The 21053-nt window shown below is 69.5% G+C and carries 21 protein-coding genes and 2 pseudogenes; 10 read left to right on the top strand and 13 right to left on the bottom strand.

Going from position 1 to position 21053, the window contains the following annotated elements; translation table 11 throughout:
* Positions 1 to 10: 10 nt before the first annotated feature.
* Positions 11 to 199: pseudogene (locus tag ADK36_RS49855) on the top strand (TetR/AcrR family transcriptional regulator); the annotation flags it as partial.
* A 140-nt stretch (positions 200 to 339) separates the two neighbouring features.
* Entirely contained in the window at positions 340 to 894 is a 555-nt protein-coding gene (locus tag ADK36_RS00480; protein ID WP_048579792.1) for a hypothetical protein, read from the top strand.
* A 499-nt stretch (positions 895 to 1393) separates the two neighbouring features.
* On the opposite strand, the gene ADK36_RS00475 is transcribed toward ADK36_RS00480, so the two are convergent.
* Together ADK36_RS00475 and ADK36_RS00470 are read right to left on the bottom strand one after the other, a co-directional pair.
* On the bottom strand, positions 1394 to 1615 hold the full coding sequence (locus tag ADK36_RS00475) for a helix-turn-helix domain-containing protein (protein ID WP_048579793.1): 222 nt from the start codon (positions 1613 to 1615) through the stop codon (positions 1394 to 1396).
* The gene (locus ADK36_RS00470) at positions 1615 to 2100 is read right to left on the bottom strand and encodes a DUF2975 domain-containing protein (RefSeq protein ID WP_048579794.1); all 486 of its coding nucleotides are present in this window, start codon (positions 2098 to 2100) and stop codon (positions 1615 to 1617) included. The genes ADK36_RS00475 and ADK36_RS00470 overlap by 1 nt, the downstream gene beginning before the upstream one ends.
* Before the next feature lie 338 nt (positions 2101 to 2438).
* Between ADK36_RS00470 and ADK36_RS00465 the strand changes: the two genes are divergently transcribed.
* The 4 genes from ADK36_RS00465 to ADK36_RS00450 all read left to right on the top strand — a co-directional run bounded on the left by ADK36_RS00465 (position 2439) and on the right by ADK36_RS00450 (position 5805).
* Positions 2439 to 3209, top strand: a complete 771-nt coding sequence (locus ADK36_RS00465; protein WP_048579887.1) for a DUF4328 domain-containing protein — start codon at positions 2439 to 2441, stop codon at positions 3207 to 3209.
* A 223-nt stretch (positions 3210 to 3432) separates the two neighbouring features.
* A complete protein-coding gene (locus tag ADK36_RS00460; protein ID WP_053195887.1) occupies positions 3433 to 3687 on the top strand; it encodes a hypothetical protein in 255 nt (84 codons plus the stop codon).
* 37 nt (positions 3688 to 3724) lie between these two features.
* On the top strand, positions 3725 to 5125 hold the full coding sequence (locus tag ADK36_RS00455) for a M1 family metallopeptidase (protein ID WP_053195886.1): 1401 nt from the start codon (positions 3725 to 3727) through the stop codon (positions 5123 to 5125).
* A 146-nt stretch (positions 5126 to 5271) separates the two neighbouring features.
* The gene (locus ADK36_RS00450) at positions 5272 to 5805 is read left to right on the top strand and encodes a kinase (RefSeq protein ID WP_048579888.1); all 534 of its coding nucleotides are present in this window, start codon (positions 5272 to 5274) and stop codon (positions 5803 to 5805) included.
* Between the two features lie 300 nt (positions 5806 to 6105).
* Here the strand turns inward: ADK36_RS00450 and ADK36_RS00445 are convergent, their stop codons facing one another.
* From ADK36_RS00445 to ADK36_RS00430, 4 genes are all read right to left on the bottom strand, one after another.
* The gene (locus ADK36_RS00445; RefSeq protein WP_048579796.1) at positions 6106 to 7461 is read right to left on the bottom strand and encodes an MFS transporter; all 1356 of its coding nucleotides are present in this window, start codon (positions 7459 to 7461) and stop codon (positions 6106 to 6108) included.
* 132 nt (positions 7462 to 7593) lie between these two features.
* Positions 7594 to 8364 carry an SDR family NAD(P)-dependent oxidoreductase gene (locus tag ADK36_RS00440; RefSeq protein WP_053195884.1) on the bottom strand — a complete coding sequence of 257 codons (771 nt, stop codon included), beginning with the start codon at positions 8362 to 8364 and terminating at the stop codon, positions 7594 to 7596.
* Positions 8361 to 9608: an acyl-CoA dehydrogenase family protein gene (locus ADK36_RS00435; RefSeq protein ID WP_053195882.1), complete on the bottom strand. Its 1248-nt coding sequence runs from the start codon at positions 9606 to 9608 to the stop codon at positions 8361 to 8363. The genes ADK36_RS00440 and ADK36_RS00435 overlap by 4 nt, the downstream gene beginning before the upstream one ends.
* Before the next feature lie 54 nt (positions 9609 to 9662).
* Positions 9663 to 11357 carry an AMP-binding protein gene (locus ADK36_RS00430; protein ID WP_199830066.1) on the bottom strand — a complete coding sequence of 565 codons (1695 nt, stop codon included), beginning with the start codon at positions 11355 to 11357 and terminating at the stop codon, positions 9663 to 9665.
* Between the two features lie 128 nt (positions 11358 to 11485).
* On the opposite strand from ADK36_RS00430, the gene ADK36_RS00425 reads away from it, so the two are divergent.
* Positions 11486 to 12343, top strand: a complete 858-nt coding sequence (locus tag ADK36_RS00425) for a helix-turn-helix transcriptional regulator (RefSeq protein WP_048579800.1) — start codon at positions 11486 to 11488, stop codon at positions 12341 to 12343.
* Positions 12344 to 12518: 175 nt separating this feature from the next.
* On the opposite strand, the gene ADK36_RS00420 is transcribed toward ADK36_RS00425, so the two are convergent.
* From ADK36_RS00420 to ADK36_RS00410, 3 genes are all read right to left on the bottom strand, one after another.
* Positions 12519 to 13829: a cytochrome P450 gene (locus tag ADK36_RS00420; RefSeq protein WP_048579801.1), complete on the bottom strand. Its 1311-nt coding sequence runs from the start codon at positions 13827 to 13829 to the stop codon at positions 12519 to 12521.
* Positions 13830 to 13988: 159 nt separating this feature from the next.
* Entirely contained in the window at positions 13989 to 14198 is a 210-nt protein-coding gene (locus ADK36_RS00415) for a hypothetical protein (protein ID WP_425315461.1), read from the bottom strand.
* A 124-nt stretch (positions 14199 to 14322) separates the two neighbouring features.
* On the bottom strand, positions 14323 to 14712 hold the full coding sequence (locus tag ADK36_RS00410) for a hypothetical protein (protein ID WP_048579802.1): 390 nt from the start codon (positions 14710 to 14712) through the stop codon (positions 14323 to 14325).
* 70 nt (positions 14713 to 14782) lie between these two features.
* On the opposite strand from ADK36_RS00410, the pseudogene ADK36_RS51180 reads away from it, so the two are divergent.
* Both ADK36_RS51180 and ADK36_RS49850 read left to right on the top strand, forming a co-directional pair.
* Positions 14783 to 15367, top strand: a pseudogene (locus tag ADK36_RS51180) (transposase); the annotation flags it as partial.
* An 11-nt stretch (positions 15368 to 15378) separates the two neighbouring features.
* Positions 15379 to 15879 (top strand): cupin domain-containing protein, encoded by a 501-nt coding sequence (locus tag ADK36_RS49850; RefSeq protein ID WP_078942626.1) that lies wholly within the window; start codon positions 15379 to 15381, stop codon positions 15877 to 15879.
* Between the two features lie 8 nt (positions 15880 to 15887).
* On the opposite strand, the gene ADK36_RS00400 is transcribed toward ADK36_RS49850, so the two are convergent.
* The 3 genes from ADK36_RS00400 to ADK36_RS00390 all read right to left on the bottom strand — a co-directional run bounded on the left by ADK36_RS00400 (position 15888) and on the right by ADK36_RS00390 (position 19289).
* Positions 15888 to 16472 (bottom strand): DinB family protein, encoded by a 585-nt coding sequence (locus tag ADK36_RS00400; protein WP_053195881.1) that lies wholly within the window; start codon positions 16470 to 16472, stop codon positions 15888 to 15890.
* Positions 16473 to 16788: 316 nt separating this feature from the next.
* Entirely contained in the window at positions 16789 to 18024 is a 1236-nt protein-coding gene (locus ADK36_RS00395) for a helix-turn-helix domain-containing protein (RefSeq protein WP_159391069.1), read from the bottom strand.
* A 425-nt stretch (positions 18025 to 18449) separates the two neighbouring features.
* Entirely contained in the window at positions 18450 to 19289 is an 840-nt protein-coding gene (locus ADK36_RS00390) for a M55 family metallopeptidase (RefSeq protein ID WP_048579890.1), read from the bottom strand.
* Positions 19290 to 19498: 209 nt separating this feature from the next.
* Here ADK36_RS00390 and ADK36_RS00385 point away from each other — a divergent pair, with 209 nt between their 5' ends.
* Positions 19499 to 20128: a C39 family peptidase gene (locus ADK36_RS00385; RefSeq protein WP_053195876.1), complete on the top strand. Its 630-nt coding sequence runs from the start codon at positions 19499 to 19501 to the stop codon at positions 20126 to 20128.
* A 14-nt stretch (positions 20129 to 20142) separates the two neighbouring features.
* Here ADK36_RS00385 and ADK36_RS00380 read toward each other — a convergent pair whose 3' ends face one another.
* Positions 20143 to 21045, bottom strand: coding sequence for a threonine ammonia-lyase (locus ADK36_RS00380; RefSeq protein ID WP_048579806.1), 903 nt, complete (start codon positions 21043 to 21045; stop codon positions 20143 to 20145).
* Positions 21046 to 21053: the final 8 nt, after the last annotated feature.

Below are 21053 nucleotides of genomic sequence, written 5' to 3'. Positions count from 1 at the left end.
CCCTGGGCATCGCGCGGCGCAAGAAGCGGCGCTGCTCGAGCCCGGTGTGGACGGAGGGTTGGAGGCAGTCGGCCTGCTTGCCATGTCCGCGGGACTCGACACCAGCGTCCTCGTCGGTCAGCGCAGTCCCGAGTCCGCGACCGCGGTCCTGGATCACCATCTGAACCGAAGCATCCGCGCATGTGATGCAACTGGTTGATGGGCGGCCGCATACTCTCTGTCGACCCGGTCTCATTACTGAGGCATAGCCGTCACGGAGGCGCGGTCGCAACCGGGGCGGCGGTTGGTGCGCTGCGACTTTTACCCTGAGCTGGGCTGAGAGGCGGGAGTGGGCATCCGATGTTGATCGCACGGACGTTGGCTGAGGCGCGGGTCTACGTGAGTCTGGCGATCGCGGCTGACCAGGGCGTACCGGCTGTGGAGCCGCCGCCGATGGTGCTGGGTTCAAACCTGACTGAGGGTGCGGATGCCTGGACTTATTCTTCGCCGGCGGGTGATATCGCGATCTCGTATGCGTCGGAGGACGCGTGCCGCACCATCGGCGCGCGTTTCGGGCTGGGGGTTTCGCGGCTTGTCGATGCCGCTCAGTGGGCGGTGGTGGCGGCGACGTATGCGCGCCGGGCCCTGGAGGCGGACATGGCCTACACCGGTGGTCCGGATGAGGACCGGTCGATCGTTGAGTCGAACTGGGAGGCTGCCGCGGAGGCGGTGGGTGAGGCGTTGAAGTTCCTGCCGGACGGCGCGGAGGTGGTTCCGGACGAGGGTGTCTGGTCCGAGTTCGGCCGCGAGTCCCGCGCACGGAACCCGGCGCTGGTGACCCGCGCGAAGCTGGCCGACGACCTGGAGTACTACCGGGGAACACTGGACGACTTCCGGGCACTTTACGGCTGGTGAATCGGGGGGTCCGTGGCCCTGGCCGCTCCGCGGGGCCTTGCGGCTGTGGACCGCTGCTGCGTGCAGTTGACCACTTCTACGCGCAGTTGACGGTTGGCGCCCGCCGGTCGGCCCGGCCGGTGGCCCGCTGCGAGGTCCGGCCCGTCGTCGGCGGTGCGGCCCGGCAGCCGTTCCACCGTCGCCCTTGGCTGGCAGGCACCGTTTCGGGGACAGCGGAACAGGGCTGGACGTCAGGGCGCTTCAGGACGTACGGCGGGGCGTCGTTGATCCGCTCGCCACCGCCGACAGGGGTGCCGTTCCGGCCGGTCCGTGCACGTGGTCGGCGCGAAGCACGGCGACTTGAGCGTGCCGTACGCCGTACGCCTTGCGGCGCGAGGGCCCGGCACCTCGGCCCGTCGTTCCAGCAGGCCCGGGATCTCCTCGGGCACGGCCCCGGGATGGTCGCGGAGTCGGCCGAAGGCGGGCGGGATCGGCGATGACGCGTGGGCAGGCACGCGGCTCATCCGCCCGCGGCGTCCTCGGTCTCCCAGCGCAGCAGGTCGCCCGGCTGGCATTCGAGCACCTCGCAGAGCGCGGCGAGCGTCGCGAAGCGCACTGCCTTGGCGCGGCCGTTCTTGAGTACCGCCAGGTTGGCGGGCGTGATGCCCACGCGGTCCGCGAGTTCGCCCACGGACATCTTCCGCCGGGCCAGCATCACGTCGATGTCGACGGCGATCGGCATCAGATCACCTCGTCCAGCTCGGCCTGCATCTGCGCCGCTTCGGCGTCCCGCGTGACGGCCTGGGCGAGCAGCATCCGCAGTACGAGCACGATGAGCGCGACCCCGAGGATGGCCACGCCGACTCCGCCCATGATGACGGTGACGCCGGGGTCGTCGCTCTGGCCCGGCGCATTGAGGGCCGTGACCGCGAACCATACGAGGGCGGCCGCCACGATCGCGCCGATCACGCCGTCCACGTACCGGAAGGCTGCGTGGGAGAACACGGTCTTGCGTCGCACCATCGTCACCAGCCGCCATACGCAGACCAGGGCGACCTGGACCGACACCATCCCCAGGATCGTGATCAATCGCAGCGGGGTCAGCGGGAGAGACCCGTCCTCCGGGTCGGTGGCCAACGCCCACACCATCAATGCCTGTACGAACACGGTGCCGGCGAGCACCACCACGAGCACGGCGCGGAGCGCATGCAGTGCCAGCTTTCCCATGACCCATCCCTCCATCGAATTGCGATGGGAATCTATCGAATATCGATAGGTGAAGGCAAGGCTGCCGGCCGCGGCCCGGGACGGGGGCGGCGGTTTTCGCACCGGGGGCGGGGTGCCACCGCCTCCCTCCCAGGACATGGCGTTGGCGCGAACCGTCTTGATCTTGCCGAAGTCGCCCTCGCGTTCGGGAAGCCGGTCGCTCACGTCGGCGAAAGCCGCAGATGAAACGGGTGGACGTAGAGGGGCGACGAACCGTATCTTCCGCATGCCGTGTGTGAGGTTCTGGGGAGGGCCCGTGCACGGTTCTGTTGGATCCGGACATGGGGGGACACTCCACGATGTTGTGCATGCGATGCCGTCATTTCGAGGCGGCAGAGGACGGGGTTGTGTGCCCGCACTGCGCGGCGGCCGGGGCGCCGCTCATGGCGCCACCGCACGGCCACAACGCCCGGCTGAGTTCGCCAGTGGGCCTGGGCAGGGCCGTTGCCGTGCTGCTTGGACTGGTCATCGCCACCGACCTGTTCGCTGTCTGGGCGGACGTGATGACGTACGACGTGCTGGGCACCCTCGTGGACGGTGACTTCAGTGAGGACGTGCAGCGCAAGGCCGAGCGGGCGGACTCGCTCTTCGCGGCGGCCGGTGTCGCGCAGACGGTCGCCCTGGTCTGTACCGCGGTGGTCTTCCTCGTCTGGTTCCACCGCGTGCGGGTAAACGCCGAGGTGTTCAACCCGTTCGGGCACCGCAAGAAGCGTGGCTGGGCTGTGGGCGGCTGGTTCGTGCCGGTCGTGAACCTGTGGTTCCCCCGCCGCATCGCGCTGGACGTCTGGGATGCCAGCGGGCCCTGGGAGGCGCCCCGCTCGCACGGGCTCCTCAACGGCTGGTGGGCTGCCTGGGTGGTCAGCCTGCTCGCCGGCCGGGTCGCCTCGACCACGTACCGCAAGGCCGAGACGGTTCCGGAGATGCGGCGGGCCGCGGGGCAGGTGCTGTTCGCGGACGCGGTCGACATCGTCGCCGCCGTTCTCGCGATCCTGTTCGTACTCGCGTTGACCAGGATGCAGGACGCGAAAGCACGCAGCGGGCCGGTACTGCCCGTACCCGTCACCGGCTGACCTCGCTCCGCACCTACGGGGTGCCAGCGCAGCCCCGTGCGCTGCACTGGGCTGCGGGCGGGGGCGGTGCCGCACGCTGCGTGTGTGGGTGGCGGGCGAGGTGGTGCCGGACTCGGCGCCTTCAGCAGCAAGGCGGGGGAGGGCCGAGCACCAGAACTCATGTGCGCCAGGGCGAGGGCTGGCAGGGCTCCGGGCACAACAAGTGGCAGAGGGGCACTGACGGTTGTACGTCTCCCTCCTGTTCTGGGCGGCGATGGCGGTCGCGGTGCCGGTGCTCGGCTTCGGGCCGCCGATGACGGGCTGGGCCGGTGGCACCGGGGCGCCGTACTCCGCGAGGCGCCGCACGGCGGGACGCACGTCCCCGATACTCCACGTCGGCCGCGACGCCTCGTCCCTGTGTATGGGCTCCACTCTGGACTCTCCCTTCGTGGGAGAGTCGAGCAGCCCCGGCACGCCACCCGAGCGCCCCTCCAAGTAGGCGCCGTCCGACCCGAGTTGTGGCAGGATCCGAGAGCATGTCACCGTCGATCAGCTGGTCGCCCGAGTCCGGTCGTCGTCTGACGAGCGTCCTGCTCGTCCTCCTCGTGCAGTTCCTCGCGGTCGGTCCCGGCGCGCCGGACGCCGACGCGGCGGCCGGCCCGGGAGCGAGCGCGGTCGCCACGCCGGATCTGGCTCGCTACGACGTGTCCCTGCGCTCCGACGCCGACGGTGACCACTGGACGGGACGGCAGCGGGTGTCGTTCCGGAACGCCTCACGTCAGCCGCTGCATGAGGTGTACCTGCGCCTGTGGGGCAACGGCGAGGACCAGTGCGGCACACCCGGCTCGCCTCCGCCCGTCACCGTCTCGAACGTCGACAGGGGCACGCCGGACCGGCTCACCGTGCGGTGCACGGCCCTGCGCATCGCCCTCCCCAAGCCGCTAGGGCACGGAGAGCGGACGACGGTCGCCTTCGACGTCTCCCTCACCGTGCCCGACCGCAACGCGCGCTTCGGCCGCGAGGGCGCCCACCGCTTCCTCGGCAACGCCCTCCCGGTGCTCGCCGTGCACGACGCGCAGGGGTGGCACCTCGATCCGTACGCGGCGCTCGGTGAGAGCTTCCACGCGCTCACGAGCGACTTCCGGGTCCGGCTCGACCACCCGTCGGCCCTGAAGGTCCCGGCGACCGGCCGCACCCGTGCCCTCCCCGACGGTCGCGGCCGTACGGTCACGCTGAGCGTCGCGCACAGGGTGCGGGACTTCGCGTGGGCGGCGGGCCCGTTCCGCACGGCGACGCAGACCACCCCCGGGGGTGTCCGCGTGAAGTCGTACTGGGCGAGCGACACGCCCGCCGTGGGGGTCCGTCTCAACCGTACGGACGCCGTCGCCGCCCTCGACCGTTTCAGCGAGGAGTTCGGCCGGTACCCGTACGGCGAGATCGACCTCGTGATGACCCCGGGGTTCGGCGGCGGCATGGAATACCCGGGCCTGGTCCTGGTCGGCACCACCGAGGAGGGCGGCGCCGTCGTCCACGAGGTGGCGCACCAGTGGTGGTACGGCATCGTCGGCAACGACGAGTACACCTCACCGTGGCTGGACGAGAGCTTCGCCCAGTACGCCAACGCCCGCTTCTACGGGTGGGAGACCCGCGACTGCTGGTCGGACGTCCACTGGCCGAGCGACGGTGCCGCGCTGACCAACTCGATGGCCTACTGGTCCGGGCACCGCAACGAGTACCACCTCGTCTACACGGCGGGGCCCTGCGCCCTGGCCGACCTGGAACGCACGCTCGGCGCGGACACCATGGCCCGCTTCCTCAAGCGGTACGCCCGGGACCACTGGTACGGCGTCTCCACCACGGCCGCCTTCAAGAAGGCCGCACAGGCGGCTACGGACGAGGACCTCGGCCCGTTCTGGGAGACCCACCGCATTAGGTGACGACGAGAAGGGCAAGGGACGTGCTGGTGAAGGCAGTTACTGCTCCGGAGTACGCAGACACGTGTGCCGCCTGAGCCGTCCGAGAACCACCGGCACCGGGAATCGCCCGCACGCGATCACCGGTCGTCGGTAGCGTGATCGTCGTGATGGTGGGCACCGAAGAAACCCGGCTGGTCGTACTGCGCGGCAACAGCGCTTCGGGGAAGTCGTCCGTCGCGGTGGGCCTGCGGGACCGGTTCGGCCGCGGCCTTGCCCTGGTCGGCCAGGACAACCTCCGCCGCACGGTGCTCCGCGAACACGACCGGCCCGGCGCGGCGAACATCGGCCTGATCGACCTGACGGCCCGCTACGCCCTCGACGCGGGATTCCATGTCGTCGTCGAAGGCATCCTGTACGCCGACCGGTACGGCGACATGCTCGCCCGACTCCGCGCCGACCATCGCGGCCCGACTCACGGCTACTACCTGGACGTGCCGTTCGACGAGACCCTCGTCCGGCACGCCACCAAGCCGATCGCCGACGTCGTCGACGCGACCAGGTTGCGGGACTGGTACCGGCCCCACGACCTGCTGCCCGGCGGAATCGAGACCGTCATCGGCGCCGACAGCGCCCTGGGGGAGACCGTGGACCGCATCATGACCGACACGGGCCTTGCCCACCTGCCCGCGACGGACCGCTGATCGTGGCTTGTTCGCAACAGCCGCCGTGTCGCGGAAAGGCCCACGTCACGGGTGTCACGGGTGTCACGGATGTGAGTCACCCTCACCGACTCCCGGCCACTTGGGTTCACCAGGTGAGAGCCGGTCAGCCGGTCAGCCGGTCAGTCGGTCAGTCGGTCAGGGGCGCAGACTCCTGTCAGTGCGGCTGCCGCGATCACGGGCGGGGAGAGCGTCCGTGATCGCGGCAGTGTCGTCCGGCTCGTACGATCCGCGCGGGGGAGCCTCTGCTCTGCTGCTCGCCTCTGCGGGGAACCACGCTGGTCAGGCTGGGGTGAGCCGGTCCTTGACGTCGGTGGTGGTCTCCGGCGCCGCGTCGACGGCGCGATGCTTGGTCTCGCCCAGAGCGATGACACAGACCAGGCTGAGCAGTCCGAGCGCGGCGATCATGAGGCCGACGGCGTAGCCGCCGTAGCTGCCGACGAGTTGGGCCGCGAGCAGCGGGGCGACGGCTCCGCCGAGGACGCCCCCGAGGTTGTAGCCCATCCCGGCGCCGGTGTAGCGGTAGCGGGTGTGGAACATCTCGGGCAGGTAGGCGCCGACCGGGCCGTAGGCGATCCCGAAGATCGCCAGGGTGCCGAGGAGGGCGACGGCGAAGCCCGTCACCGACCCGGTGTCCATGATCGGGAAGAGGACCAGCGCCCAGGGAATCGACAGCGCGCAGCAGGTGACGATCACTCTGCGGCGTCCGAACCGGTCGGACACGATTCCCGACACCGCCGTGGTCACGCCGAACACGACCGCGGCGACGATGTTGAGGATCAGCACGGTGCGACGCTCGAGTCCGGCCCCGGCGGTGCTGGTGGCGTAGCTGGTGAGGAAGGCGGTGCCCAGGTAGAACAGCGCGAACACGATCGTCAGCACGCCGCCGGCGAGCAGGACCTCGCGGGGCTGGGCGCGGAAGACGTCGAGGATCGGGGGCTTGGCCCGCTTCGCCGCGTCGTTCCGCCGCTCGCGCTCGTTGCGGAAGGCCGGGGTCTCCTCGATGGCCGTGCGCACCCACAGGCCCAGGCCGACGAGGACGGCGCTGAGGAGGAACGGGATACGCCAGCCCCAGTCGAGGAAGGCCGGGTTGGTCTCGCCGAGCGCAATGTTCACGGCGAGGAACGTGCCGCTGGCCAGGGCGAACGCGATGGCTGCGCCGAGTTGGGGAAAGACGCCGTACAGCCCGCGCTTGGCCGGTGGGGCGTACTCCGCGGCGAGCAGGGTCGCGCCGGCCCACTCACCGCCGACGGCGAGCCCTTGCAGGAAGCGCAGGACCACCAGGGCGATGGGCGCGGCGACGCCGATGGTGGAGGCGCCCGGGAGCAGGCCGATCACGACCGTGGAGATCCCCATCAGCATGAGGGTGGCGATGAGGGTGTTCTTGCGGCCCAGGCGGTCGCCGTAGTGCCCGAACACGATCGCCCCGAGCGGGCGGGCGACGAAGGCGACCGCGAAGGTCGCGAACGACGCGACGGTCGCCGCGGCGCTCCCCAGCGCGGGGAAGAACACCTGCGGGAAGACCAGGGCGGCGGCCGTGCCGTAGATGAAGAAGTCGTAGAACTCGATGGTGGTGCCGACACAACTGGCGGTGGCGACACGGCGCATGGACGTCGAGCGGTTCGTTGGGTACTCCATCTGACTCTCCGTTGACTCAGCGGAACGGGGCGGGGACAGGGGGAAGGGGAAGGGGAAGGGGACTTCGGAACCACGGCGGGGGGAGTGAGAGAGTGGGCAGTGGACGGGAACGCGGAGTTCTCTCTCCTTCCGTCAACGGGGCGCCATCCGGATGGCGCCGTCGAGGCGGATGACCTCACCGTTCAGCATCGGGTTCTCGGCGATGTGGCGGACCAGGGCGGCGAACTCGGACGGATCGCCGAGGCGGGCCGGGTGGGGCACCTGACGGCCGAGCGAGTCACGGGCGTCCTGAGGGAGCCCCGCCATCAGGGGGGTGTCGAAGAGGCCCGGTGCGATGGCCATCACCCGGATGCGGTGCCGGGCCAGTTCGCGGGCGGCGGGGAGCGTCAGCCCGGCGATGCCGGCCTTCGAGGCGGCGTACGCGGCCTGGCCGATCTGCCCGTCGTACGCGGCGACCGAGGCCGTGGCGACGAGCACCCCGCGTTCGCCGTCGACGCTCTCGGTCTCGGAGATGCGGTGGGCGGCGAGCCGGAACACGTTGAAGGTGCCGGTCAGGTTGATGTGGACCACACGGGCGAAGTCGTCCAGGGCGAGCGGTCCTTCCCGCGACAGCATGCGCCCGGGAGTGGCGACTCCCGCGCAGTTCACGGCCGTACGCAGCGGAGCGGGTTCGCCGGCGGCGTCCACGGCCGCCCGGACGTCGTCGGGATCGGTCACGTCGCAGGGGACGAAGCGCACCGTGGGCCCGATGGCGGCGAGTTCCCTCGCGACAGCCTCGCCGGGGGAGGAGGGCAGGTCGGCGATCACCACATGAGCTCCGGCGCGCAGCAGTTCGGTGGCGGTCGCGCGGCCGAGGCCGCTGGCGCCGCCGGTGACGAGGGCGGCGGTTCCGGTGAGGTTCATGACCGGTTCCCTTCCAGGGAGTCAGGGAAATCAGGGGAGGCGAGGGAGAGGACGTGGGCGACGGGCCCGCGGCGGCCACGGGCGAGTTCCCGGCTGATGACCATGCGCTGGATCTGGTTGGTGCCCTCGAAGATCTGCATCACCTTCGCCTCCCGCATGTACCGCTCCACGGGGAAGTCCCTGGTGTAGCCCGCGCCGCCGAAGACCTGGACGGCGTCCGTGGTCACCCGCATCGCGGCCTCGGTGGCGACCAGCTTGGCGATACTGGCCTGGCGGCCGTACGGCAGACCGGCGTCCTTGCGCCGGGCCGCCGACAGCAGCGTCGCGCGGGCGGACTCCACGGCGGCCTCCATGTCGGCGAGCAGGAACGCCAGCCCCTGGTGGTCGATGATCGGCCGGCCGAACGCCTCCCTCTCCTTCGCATAGGCCACGGCGTCGTCCAACGCCCCCTGGGCCAGCCCGACGGCGACGGCCGCGATGCCCAGCCGACCCGCGTCGAGGCCGGCGAGCGCCAGGGACAGGCCCTGGCCCTCCGCGCCGATCCTGCGCCCGGCGCTGACGCGTACACCGTCGAAGCGCATGGTCGCGGTGGCCTGCGCCGTCAGACCCATCTTGCGTTCCGGGGGGTCGGCCGACAGGTTCGGTGCGTCGGCCGGGACCAGGAAGCAGGAGATGCCCTGGCTGCGGTGTTGGCCGGTGCGCGCCATGACGGTGTAGAAATCGGCGTGCCCGCCGTGGGTGGTCCACGCCTTCTCACCACGCAGTACGTAGTCGCCGCTCTCGTCCCCGTCGTTCTCCTCGCGGTCGGCGCGGGTGCGCATCGCGGCCGGGTCGGAGCCTGCGTGGGACTCCGACAGGCAGTACGCGCCCAGCAGTTCCCCGCCGAGCATCTCCGGCAGCCACTGCCCCCGCTGCTCGTCGGTGCCGTGGTTCGCCAGCGCGAAACAGGACAGCGCGTGCACGCTCACGCCGATACCGACGCTCGCCCAGCGCGCCGAGATCTCCTCGAGGACCTGCACGTAGACCTCGTAGGGCAGTCCGGCGCCGCCCCACTCCTCGGGGAAGGGCAGCCCGAGCAGCCCGGCGCGGCCCAGTGTGCGGAAGACGTCGCGCGGGAACCGCCCGGCGGCCTCGTCCTCCGCGGCGCGCGGAGCCAGTGCTCCGTCGGCTATGGCGCGTGTCAGCTCCAACAGCTCCGCGGCCTCCTCGGTCGGCAGCAGTCGGGACACGGGTGTGCGGGACATCGGGGCGAACCTCCACTGAGCGGATGGAACGAGAGACGGGCCGTCGACGACGGTTCAGGCCTGCCGGATCTCCAGAGCGCGCTGCTCGCGCAGCAGGAAACGCTGGATCTTGCCGCTGGGTGTCTTGGGCAGCCGGTCGGTGAAGTGCACGGTCCGGGGATAGGCGTGCGCGGCGAACCTGCGCTTGACCAGGTGCTGCAGCTCCTCGGCGAGGGCCGCGTCGCCCGCCGCCGGATCACGCAGCACGATGTACGCCTCCAGCACCTCACCGCGCAGGGCGTCCGGCACCCCCACGACGGCCGCCTCGATGACGCTCTCGTGCTGCACCAGCACGCTCTCCACGTCGAACGGGCCGATGCGGTAGCCCGCCATGATGATCACGTCGTCGTCGCGGGCGGAGAAGAAGAAGTCGCCGTCGGCGTTCCGGGCGCCCGCGTCGCCGGTGAGGTACCAGCGGCCGTCGGCGCTGAAGCGCTCGGCGGTCTTCTCCGGCGCGTCCACGTACCCGGAGAACCACAGCAGCGGACTGCCGGTGACGTCGATCGCGACACGGCCGAGAGTGCCCGGCGGCACCGGCTCGTCCCGGTCGTCGTGCAGCACCTCGGCCGACCAGCCGGGCAGCGGCCTGCCCATCGAGCCGGGCGGAACCGACGTCCGTACGGCGTCGGCCCAGCCGCCCACGATCACCATGCCGTGCTCGGTCTGCCCGTAGTGGTCGCGTACCGCCACGCCGAGGGCCTGCTCGGACCAGGAGACGACTTCCGGTGTGAGCGGTTCACCGGCCGACGAGGCCCGCCGCAGCCGCACGCCCTCCGGAACGGGGTCGGACGCGGCCTTGAGGCTGCGGTACACGGTGGGAGCGGCCGCGAAGTTCGTGACGCCGAAGGTGCGGAGCACCTGCCAGGTGAGCGCCGGGCTGAAGCCCGCGTGCAGCTGCAGGCTGCGGGTGCCCGTGGCCAGCGGGCCGAGGACGGCGTAGTACAGGCCGTACGCCCAGCCGGGGTCGGCGGCGTTCCAGAACACGTCGTCGGGGCGTACGTCGAGGCCGAACTCCAGGTACGCCTGGAAGGAGGCCAGTGCCTTGACCGGCACGGGGACTCCCTTCGGCGTGCCCGTCGTGCCCGAGGTGAACAGTTGGACCAGCGGCCCGTCCCCGCCTACGGCGACGGCCCGGCCCTGCGGCTCGTCCCCGATGTAGCCGGCCAGCAGCCCCGTGAAGGAGAGGGCGCCCTCGTCCGCCGTGTCACCGGCGACCACGGTCAGCCAGGCCGGCTCGGCAGGCATGTCGTCACCGGGTGCGAGCTTGGCGCGCTGATCCGCGTCGACCACGACGACCTTCGCCCGGCCGGCGTCGAGCCGGAGCCGAATCGCGGGTGGGGCGAACGCGGTGAACAGCGGCAGGTGCACCGCGCCCCGCCGCCAGATGCCCAGCAACGCCACGACCAGGTCGGCGGACTTGCCCATCAGCGTGGCGACGGCGTCCCCCGGCTCGACACCCAGATCGGCCAGCGCGGCGGCGAAGCGGGCCGACTCGCGGCGTAGCCGTCCGTAGGTGAGGTCTTCGGCGGACAGGTCCGCGTCCACGACCGTGAAGGCCACCGCCTCCTCGGGGTGGCGGTCGCAGAGCAATTCCGCGGCGCAGGCGTCCGGAGAATCGAAGAGCGCGAGCAGTTCCCGCACCCGCTGCTCCGGCGCGGCCGGGGCGGGCGAGTTCTCCCGTACCTCAGCGGAATGACCGTGGGTAGTCACCACAACCCACTCCCTTTCTCATGGACAGGACCTTTTACAGGGGCGTTACCGCGCCTTAAGCTGCGCGCTGCTGACACATGCTGCGCGTCACGCACGGCGCCGACTACCCCCGGAAAGGGGCAGTGGCAATGCACTCCAGTACGGACATCTCCCTGCGGCCCGACGACGGGGACGCCTTCCGGCAGGCCCTCCGATCGCTCCACCAGCGCTCGCGCATCCCGGTCGTCTTCGGCGGTCAGGTGCGCGAACACGTGCTGAACCTGTCGCAGTTCATCGGTGCCCGGACGGCCGCGCTGCGCGGCCTCGACGTGCGCACCGAGGCCGGCCTGGGTGGTCGTGTCCTGGCCAGTGCGCGGCCCGCCGCCGTGGCCGACTACGGGGCGGACCGGTCGATCACGCACGACTACGACGGCCCGGTGCACGCGGAGGGCATCCGTTCCGTCGTCGCCGTTCCCGTGGTCGTGGCCGGAGCTGTACGCGGCGTGCTGTACGGCGCGAGCCGGTGCACCACACCCCTGGGGGACAGGGCGACGGACGTGGTCGTGGACGCCTCGCGGCGGCTGGCCGGCGAGGTCGCCGTACGGGACGAGGTCGATCGGCGCCTGCGGCTCCTGCGGGTCGCGCAGAGCGAGCCCGCCGGGGACCGGTTCATGGTCGAGGAGGTCCGCGAACTCCACGCGGAGCTGCGGATGATCGCTCAGGACGTCGAGGACGAGGCCCTTCGCGCCCGGCTGGGCGCCGCGTCCCGCCGCCTGGCCGCCCTCGGCGCGGCACCGGAGCCCGAGCCGGTCACGCCGCTGTCGCCCAGGGAAATCGACGTGCTCGCCCAGATCGCCCTGGGCTGCACCAACGCCGAAGCAGGCCGCCGCCTCGGTCTCCGGCCCGAGACCGTCAAGGCGTATCTGCGCAGCGCGATGCGCAAACTCGACGCCCGCACACGCCTCGCCGCGGTCGTCACCGCCCGACGGCGGGGTCTGCTGCCGTAGGGGCGGTCGGCCGCGCGCCGAAGACGCGACCGCGGTGACCGCGGTCGCGGCGGGGATCGCGTCGCCCGGTGTCGGCCCGCGCGTCCGAGCTTGAGGAAGGGCTGCCCCAAGCGTGAGGAAGGGCTGTCTCAAGCGTTCGGCCCGTGAGGGACACGGCTCCGACGTGCGGCCGCCGCTACTCGACGACCAGAGCCAGGGGTGCCCGGAACGACAACAGGCCGAGCATCGGCGGTTCCGCGGCCCCGACCGCCGGTCGGATGCCCGGCAGGCCGCGGGCCGCCGCCCGCAGGGCGACCGCGGCCTCCGTGCGTGCCAGCGAAGCGCCCGGGCAGCGGTGCCGGCCGACGCCGAAGGCCAGATGGTGACGGATGTTCTCCCGGCGCGGACACATGCGTTCCGGGGACGGGAAGACCTCCGGATCGGATCCGCTGCCCAGGAGCATGACCAGCACCTGTGCGCCCGCCGGCAGGCGTACCCCGCTCACTGCGGTGGCCCGCGCCGTCACCCGGCGCCAGGTGGTCACGGGCGGCTCGCGTCGCAGGACTTCTTCCACCCAGGCCTCGGCCAGACCCGCTTCCCCGGCCACGCGCGGCCACATTCCGGACTCGGCCAGCGCCCGGCGCAGCACGGTGGTGATGAGCTGCCCGGTCGTGGACTGGCCGGCGATGAAGACGAAGAAGCACACGCCGACCGCGGTCGCGACGTCCAACGGCCCGCCGTCGGGCAGCCGGTGCCGGGCGAGTGCCCCGATGAACGAGTCGGGAGCGGCCGTGCCGCCGCGGACGGTGTCGGTGAGCCACTGGTGGAACTCCACGACGAGCTCCGCCAGCTCCAGCTGCCGTTCGAGCGGGGGCCTGCCCCAGAACAGCTCCAGCGAGGCGTCGCTCCAGCGGATGAGGGTGGCCGGATCCACTCCCCGTATACCGAGGAGCTCCATCAGCACCTCGCAGGGGAGAAGCTGCGCGAACGAGGTGAACAGGTCGCAGCCGCCGGTCGAGTCGAGCTGCGACCGCACCTCGTCGAGCAGTCCGTCGGCGATGCGCTCGATCACGGGTACGGCGTCCGCGACACGGTTCGCGTGGAAGAACCGGGTGACCAGTCGGCGCAGTCCGGGATGGGTCGGGGTGCCGTTGTTGGCGAGCGCGGGCGGAAGGGCGAAACCGCCACGGGCGAGCACCCGCAACACGGCCACGGGCAGCGGGCTGACGCTGTGCTGGGCGTTGTCGGGAAGGAAGACGTCCGGGTCCAGCAGTACGTGGCGCACGTCCTGGTGGCGGCTGACCAGCCAGAGCCCCGTGGCCGGGTCGTGGTGCACGGGAGTCTGGGACCGCAGCAGGTCCAGCCAGGGGTGGGGGTCGCGGACAAAGGAGTCGCCGAACAGGTCGAGCAGACCGAGCGGATCACGGGCGCCCGGAATTCCGTGCCCCGGGCCGTGCCCCGCCGCGCCGCCGCCAGGTGCCCATGCGTCAAGAGCTGGGGAGATCACCGCCGGAAGCTAACACGCACCGGACGCGGTACCCGAGCGTATGTGCGCGGCATCACTCGGTCACCCTCCTGACCCAGCCGACGCCTCCCGACCTCGTCGGAGCCGCTGGATCCCGCCGGATCCGCACGCTCCCGCTCGCCCGTTCCGGTGGCCCCACCCTCAGCGCCCGGCCTCGACCTCGACGAGGCGCCGCAGCTCGGGGAGCAGGGCGTCGATGCGCTGACCGGTCCGGAACGCGACGACGGTGGTACCGCTCCCGTCCTCCGTCGAGGCGCCAGGTGCCGGGAACAGCGCGAGTACCTCGCGCATGGCTTCGTCGATCTCCCTGACGGGATCGGGGGACTCGCCTCGCAGCCATCGGCGGAGCACGTGGTTGGTGTACGACGACCGGGCGCTGGCGGATTTCGACGCGGAGGCCAAGCTGGGCCGAAGCCACCGTGAGACGGTGAGGCGGCGGGCTGCCGGCCCTGGTTGTCGAGGTGGCAGCGGGCGGTCAGGCGTCAGGGTCGACTTCGGGGTGCGTGAACCGCACGGGCTTGCCCAGCGACCGGGCGTAGGCGATTTCGGCTCGGGTGCTGTCTCCGATGTAGTCGCCGACCACGAGCACCTCATCAGCGAGCCGGATCTTCGCCCGGTGCAGATCGTCGAGTCGAACCTTCAGCGCCTCGGCCTCGACAGGATCGGACCAAAGTTCGTGCGGCGACTTCATGTCACAGCCCGGTTTGACGACAATCTTTCCGGCTTTGGTCTCCCGCAGATCGGCCTCGGTCATCTCGGTCATGAAGCGGGTGGAGCCGCAGATCACGACGATACGCGGGAGGCTCAACAGCTTCTTCGCGTCGGCGAGTTTCTCCTCGGGGGTGAGCCGTTGCGGGTATGACACTGGTTCCTCCTGGTGGTGTGGTCCAAGGGGTGCCCGGGGAGACGAGAACGAGGATGTCCAAGATCATTTTGTGACGAACGGCGTGGACACCCTCGCGACAGCACTCTATGCAACGACCGACGACATGCTGACGGAGCATCCCGACCTGGCACCGTGGCGCCCGCCGGTCGGCATTACGCCCCGCCTGAGCGATGCCGAACTGGTCACCCTCGCCACGATGTAAGCCATACTCGGCTACACCTCCGAGGCCAAATGGCTCCGCCATGCCCGTGCCCGCCCTCACCTCGGTGTGGAGCGGTGACGTATGGGTCGTGGACTCCACCCCTGAAACACTCCGACCTGGCAGTTGGGTCGAATACGGCTGCTGCGCCAGCCACAGCCGCTTCTTCTGGGGCCTGCGCCTGCACCTGGTCTGCACCCTTCAGGGCCTGCCCATCGCCTTCGCCCTGACCCGGGAAAAGGCCGGCGAAAGCGAGACCCTCCTTGATCTCCCGGCAGCAGAAGGCGAGCTGCTGCGAGAGCGCCCCGACGGACTCGCAGCGGCGACAAGAACTACTTCGGCCGTGGTTTCGAACGCGAACTGGCCCAGCGTGGAGTCCAGTTGCTGCGGCCTGCCCGCAAAGGTGAAGGGGCGGCCGGGCGCAGCCTCTTGAGGAAGGATGCTGGATGCCCAGGTCTGTTGTTTCTGTCAAGCTCGCCGACAAGCTGTCGCAGTTCAGCGAGCTGTGGTCGCAGAAGAAAGTGGCTGTGCTCAACGACTACGAGGTCAAGCTGGCCAAACTGAAGGGGGAATTCGTCTGGCACACCCACGAGGACGCCGATGAACTGTTCCTGGTCATCAGCGGGCGGCTCACCATCCAGCTCAGGGATGCTGATGTTCTGCTGGAACCTGGCGAGTTGTTCGTGGTTCCCGGGATACGGACCGAACCTGCCGACCGGCAGGAACGGCCCGATGAACTCTCATTCACTGTCGGTGAGTTACGCACGTGTCACACCACAGTCCTACCGGACCGGCACCCAGGGCCTGACCACAACCGAAGACAGTCCCTAGCACCGAACGGCGGCAGCAACGGGGCGGTCGGCTCCCAGAGTTCATCAGGAACCAGACGCTTCGATAGATCAGCACCCACGACGGGCAGCATGCCGCACGAACATCAAGTCACGTGAGACAACCTCTAAGCCTTGATTGCTGCGGCCGACTTGGCGGCCCGCTCGATCTTCGCGCAGTAGGCTGCACGGGCTTCCTCGTCGATCTGCTGCTCGTTCTCGGCGCGCACCCCGGTCCGGCCGTCGAGGCCCTCGCGCAGGATATCGGCGTGCCCGGCATGCCGGATGGACTCGCCGAGGATATGGACCATGATGGCGAACAGGTTCGTGTTGGGATAAGGCTCCGGCCACCACGGCACGTGGCCGGGGGCGTCGAGGGGAAGCTCGTTGATCGTCGCGTCCGAGTGTTCCCACGTGCGCCGGTAGAACCCGATGATCTGATCGCGGGTCTCGTCCTCGGTCGCCCACAGATCGCTGCCGTCGTAATCCTGCCACCGGGGCAGCGGTTCCGGGGAAGGGCGGTCGAAGACCTCGCCGAAGTACCTGGCCTCGACGGTGGCCACGTGTTTGACCAGGCCGAGGAGGTTGGTCCCGGTCGCTGTCAAAGGCCGGCGCGCGTCGTATTCGGACAAGCCGTCGAGTTTCCAGAGCAGCGCCTTTCGGTCCCGCCGCAGTCTCCCGTGCAGGTTGACCTTCGCGAATTCATCGATCATGCGGCATGAGCCTGCCATGGGCTGCTCGCGGTCTCAAGATCCCGTACGTGGTCCGCAACGACTGGCAGAGCCGAGGCCTGGCCATGGCCGCCGCCCCTGACCTGCTAAAAGAAGCTCGCGCAACTCGCCACGTGAGACAACCTCTTGGACGGCTGGGCAGTGGGCGGCACCTCGAATGAATCTCGCCATGATTCAGTGGCCAGAACCCCTGTTTCTGTTTCAGGGTACAGCCAATACGTTGAACGTTATGTGACCCGGGATGTTCGCGATGCGTTCCGGGTGCAACGTCCGTGTGTGCAAGGGGGAGCAGGGTGGTTCAACTGGTCGGTGGGACTCTGGGCATGGCTACCGTCTTCCACGCCTCTGCCGCCAGATTGAGGTATCCGGCGCCTTCGGCTTCCTGGGCGACGCTCTGCGCCAGCCGGATTCCCTCCTGGTCCCGGCCCAATCCCATGAGGGCCTCGGCGCGCAGCAGCCTAGTCCGCAGCCTGTCGTGGAATGCGAGAAGTCCCGCTTCTTCCGCGGCTGCCGCCTCTGTCTCGGCTTCGGCCAGTCGCCCTTCCACGAGGTGCACACGAGCCGCCACGGCCCTGAGTTCGGCGTGATGGGTTGGCTCTCCCACATAGCGAAACGCATCGGCCGCCTCTTCGAGCCAAGTCCGGATCTCGGGAGAGAAGGGTTCGGGACACCGCAGATGGAGGGACACTGCGGCAATCCTCAAGCGCGCCCATCCGAGCAGGTCATCTCTGCTGTCCATGGCGGACAGCGCCCGACCGATCAGCACTTTGCCTTCCTGGAAGTGCCCCTGCCGGATTCTCACGGTGGAGCAGGTCCAATACGCCTGGGCTGCGAGCTTCGGCGGGGCATTTTCCGCCATGCGCAGGACATCGGGAATCCGTGCGGCGGCCTGCAACAGCAGGCCGGCCTCGGTTTCCGCGGCCATGAGCGCCAGGCGAGCCGTCAACTCCAGCGTACTTGTGCCCGAGGAGAACCCGTCAAGCAGCGACAGTGCTTCCTGGGCGGCAGTATGGGCTCCGGTGATGTTCCCCAACTCCCGCTCCGCCCTGGAAAGCTCGACAAGCAGCCTTCCGAGGAGGCAGGGGGACTCCCACTTCCTGGTCAGACCCACCAACTGGTGCAGATCCGCGCACTGGCCGACGGGGTCCTTCATTTCGGCCCGTGTCCGGGCGCGGGCCCAGAGGACTTGCCAGGCCCAGTCCTCTGGAAGCTGCGCCAGCAGATCGGGGCCGCGTGACTCCAACAGGTCGATGACCCTGGAGAGTTCCTTGTCCGCCAGGGCGGTGCACACCTCGGCCATGGTCGCGCCCCAGGAGTCCTCAAAACTGTCGCTCGCCATCAGTTCGGCGACACTGAGTCCGAGTCTTTCGGCCAGGTGGCGCAGCGTCTCGACGGAGGGCAGCCGACTGCCGCTTTCAATGCGCGAGACATAGCTCGCGGAGACCGGCCCACCAGCAAGATCGCTTTGTGTGAGTCCGCTTTCAAGGCGAATTCTTCTCAGTTGTCGCCCGAAGGCAGGCTGCCTGATCTCCATAAAACGTCCTCTGATCCGAAGGAGAGTTACGTGACCCGCAGCGATCGACTGCCCGCAGTTCCGCAACCCGTCGCCCTCGCGACTCATAGCGGTGACAGCGGTGACAGTGATGCCGCCGTCGCCATCGAAAGGGCGAACGGGGTGCCCACGGACATCGAGTGGCCATAGCGGAATGCGCATTTCGGTGAAACCTGGTCCCACGCCGATGGCTGCGCCTGGCGGGCTGAAGCGGCAGGCGGGCGCGCCGACGGGTGTGATCAGGCGGGGGTTGGTTCTCCGGTCGGGTCAAGGACGGACATATTAAGAGGCAAGTTCATGTCCCGTCTATGACCCGTACCGGTCGCTCATGTCGTTCTTACAGAAGGGTGGGCGACATGTTCGTTTATTTCGTATGCGGAGATCAAGGGGAAGATTGTGGAGGTCTGCTAGCAGTAGGGGGCCTGATTGGTCAAGGTTGCGGCTACCCGCAGAAAGATTCCCAGCAACCGATAGAGGTCGGGCATCTGCGCGGCCACCTCGACGGTCCGGTTGTCGCTTCGCGTCACGCCGGGAATGCCGAGCAGGTGGGTCGCCACCGCCGCCGACTGCCAGCGGACTGCGAGTGTCGCCGGTTTCTGTATGGGGGCGGGTTCACGCGAGGAGGTGAGCCGACGGGAAACGGCGCTGTGTGCGGCGGCCTGGATGGCGGCACGCGACTCGGCCGGAGGTCGCAGCTCGGCGGCGAACCGGTCCCGGGCCGTCTTCACGGCGACAGTTGTCACGCCGCTGTCCCACTCCGTCATTTCCGCGCAGGCGGCATCGTCGCCCGACAGCAGGCCGACAGGAACTCCGATGGCTGCCGCCGTGGCATGAAACAGCCCGATCTCCCCGACCGGGCGGCCGTCCAGCCGCATGTCCTCGATCTCGTGGCCCATGAAACTGTGGCTCATGACGCCCGGCGACCCGGCCCGCGCATGGAAGCCCACGCACAGCGCGACGCCGAAGTCGGCCTCCAGCCCCTCCAGCATGCTCATCGGCTTCGGGCGCCCCTTGATCAGACGGGCCCGCGGATGCAGCTGATCCGGGAGCAGGTTGCGCATCGGACCGTGCGCGTCGTTCACCAGGACGTCGGTCGCGCCACCGGACAGAGCCCCGCAAACCGCCGCGTTGACGTCTTCGGTCATCATCAAGCGACCGTATTCGTAATCCCTGCCCGGCGGTTGCACGTCCTCCGCGTCCACGAGGCCGGTAATGCCCTCCATGTCCGCGCTGATGTATACCCTCATGGGCATGCCCTCGTGTAGTCGGAAAGCGGTCCGCCGGCAGAGATGCTCCGTCGGACAGCCGGGGCCGACAGGGGTGGCTGAGAATCGCCGGCTTGCGATTCGCGGGTGGCATCATCGACCCGGCCATGGCGAGCGGCTCCATGTTATCGTCTTGATCCACTCTGCTCGACATGCGAATTGCATGCGTGCGGCCGGCGCATGGAAGGAACATGGGGAATAACTCGGTCCGGCACGACGTGCCGTATTACTCGCAATGGGAATCTGCAGAGCTCGTTCCTGAACTGCTTTCCGGCCGGGTAAAGGCCGAGGAAGATCCTTTCTGGCGCCGCTCGGGGGCGGATACCGCTGAGGACTACGCCTTCTGGTCCTGGCGTATCTGCGGCATGGCCTGTCTGCGCATGGCCCTGGAATACTGGAACATGAATTCTCCCAATCTTGTGACGCTGGCCCGGGAGTTCCTGGATGCCGGAGCGTACGTACGCCGTGAGGACGGCGTGGACGGCCTCATCTACGCTCCGTTCGCCGAGTACGCCGCAAAACGGTGGGGGATCGAGGCCGAGGTTCACGGAAACCTGGAGGCCGAGGAGATCCCGGGCCTCCTGGAAGACGGAAAGCTGGTCATGCTCTCCGTCCACCCATCGATCCGCGAGCGGGACGCCACGCCCCCCGGCCGCGGTGGGCACCTGGTCCTCGCCGTCGGCTGCTCGCCCGGCCACCTCCAGATCCACAATCCGTCGGGCCTTCCCGGCGTTTCGCAACGCTTCGCCGAGGTGTCATGGCAGGAGCTGCCCCGGTTCTTCGCACGGCGCGGGGTCAGCTTGGGGATCAGCGGGCGGTAGGGGCCGGGCCCGGCTCAGCCCAGGATGCAGTCGCTCCAGATCTGGTCGTCGATGTTGCCGCCGGACACCACACACAGCGCCACCTTGCGGGGATCGGGATCCTGCAGGGCGGCCGCGAACGCCGCCGCTCCCGCCCCCTCGGCCCGGATGCCGGCCTCGGCCCACAGGATGCGCATCGCTCGATGCAGTTCCTCGTCGTTGACGGTGCGTATCTCCAGGCCGTACTCCTGGCAGGCTTGGAATGATCGGGCGCCGATCCGTCGGACCAGCAGTCCTTCCGGCAGGCCGCGCGCCGAGTCCAGGGTGATCCGGCGCCCGGCCCGCAGCGACTGCTGCATCGCCGGTGCGCCCTGGTATTCGACGCCTATGATTCTGGTGGCCGCCGCACCCCATTCCGCGATGCCTGCCGCCACCAGACCGCCCCCGCCCACAGGCACGAACGCGGCGTCGGGCAGATCGGCGTCCTCATACACCTCGCGGTAGAGGCTTCGATGGCCCTCGATGATGTCGGGATCGTCGAAGCTGTGCACGAACACGGCGGCGTTGTCGTCCGCGTGCCTGCGGGCCAGAGCCTCGCAGTCGTCGTAGCCGCCGTCCACGAGGATGACCTCAGCGCCGGCTCCGGTAATTCTCCGCTGCTTGGCCAGCGGGGTCGTCCGGGGAACGAAGACACGCAGGGGCAGTCCGCGAGCTGAGGCCGCTTCCGCCAGACCGGACGCGTGGTTCCCGGTGGAGGCTGTGACGAGTGTGCTTCCGTCGGGCAGCCCTGCCACTTTGTGGGCATTGCCCCGGTACTTGAACGCCCCGGATATCTGACGGGTTTCATCCTTGACGAGGATGCCCCGCCACCCGTGCGGTTGGAGCCGGACGACGCGCGTGCGAATCGGCCCGAGTCGCTCCTTCTGCTGTACAGACATTTCCGTCC

Origin of the sequence: Streptomyces viridochromogenes (genome assembly GCF_001270495.1) — a bacterium.
Taxonomy (GTDB): Bacteria; Actinomycetota; Actinomycetes; order Streptomycetales; family Streptomycetaceae; genus Streptomyces; species Streptomyces viridochromogenes_A.
This window is presented reverse-complemented; position numbering and strand designations above follow the sequence as displayed.

Excerpts from the sequence above, each read along its gene's own strand:
- ADK36_RS00425 (WP_048579800.1), top strand. The coding sequence starts at position 11,486 with ATGCACTCCAGTACGGACATCTCCCTGCGGCCCGACGACGGGGACGCC.
- ADK36_RS00440 (WP_053195884.1), bottom strand. The coding sequence starts at position 8,364 with ATGAACCTCACCGGAACCGCCGCCCTCGTCACCGGCGGCGCCAGCGGC.
- ADK36_RS00395 (WP_159391069.1), bottom strand. The coding sequence starts at position 18,024 with ATGGAGATCAGGCAGCCTGCCTTCGGGCGACAACTGAGAAGAATTCGC.
- ADK36_RS00435 (WP_053195882.1), bottom strand. The coding sequence starts at position 9,608 with ATGTCCCGCACACCCGTGTCCCGACTGCTGCCGACCGAGGAGGCCGCG.
- ADK36_RS00445 (WP_048579796.1), bottom strand. The coding sequence starts at position 7,461 with ATGGAGTACCCAACGAACCGCTCGACGTCCATGCGCCGTGTCGCCACC.
- ADK36_RS00480 (WP_048579792.1), top strand. The coding sequence starts at position 340 with ATGTTGATCGCACGGACGTTGGCTGAGGCGCGGGTCTACGTGAGTCTG.
- ADK36_RS00465 (WP_048579887.1), top strand. The coding sequence starts at position 2,439 with ATGTTGTGCATGCGATGCCGTCATTTCGAGGCGGCAGAGGACGGGGTT.
- ADK36_RS00475 (WP_048579793.1), bottom strand. The coding sequence starts at position 1,615 with ATGCCGATCGCCGTCGACATCGACGTGATGCTGGCCCGGCGGAAGATG.
- ADK36_RS00385 (WP_053195876.1), top strand. The coding sequence starts at position 19,499 with ATGGGGAATAACTCGGTCCGGCACGACGTGCCGTATTACTCGCAATGG.
- ADK36_RS00400 (WP_053195881.1), bottom strand. The coding sequence starts at position 16,472 with ATGATCGATGAATTCGCGAAGGTCAACCTGCACGGGAGACTGCGGCGG.
- ADK36_RS00455 (WP_053195886.1), top strand. The coding sequence starts at position 3,725 with ATGTCACCGTCGATCAGCTGGTCGCCCGAGTCCGGTCGTCGTCTGACG.
- ADK36_RS00390 (WP_048579890.1), bottom strand. The coding sequence starts at position 19,289 with ATGAGGGTATACATCAGCGCGGACATGGAGGGCATTACCGGCCTCGTG.
- ADK36_RS00470 (WP_048579794.1), bottom strand. The coding sequence starts at position 2,100 with ATGGGAAAGCTGGCACTGCATGCGCTCCGCGCCGTGCTCGTGGTGGTG.
- ADK36_RS49850 (WP_078942626.1), top strand. The coding sequence starts at position 15,379 with ATGCCCAGGTCTGTTGTTTCTGTCAAGCTCGCCGACAAGCTGTCGCAG.
- ADK36_RS00380 (WP_048579806.1), bottom strand. The coding sequence starts at position 21,045 with ATGTCTGTACAGCAGAAGGAGCGACTCGGGCCGATTCGCACGCGCGTC.
- ADK36_RS00450 (WP_048579888.1), top strand. The coding sequence starts at position 5,272 with ATGGTGGGCACCGAAGAAACCCGGCTGGTCGTACTGCGCGGCAACAGC.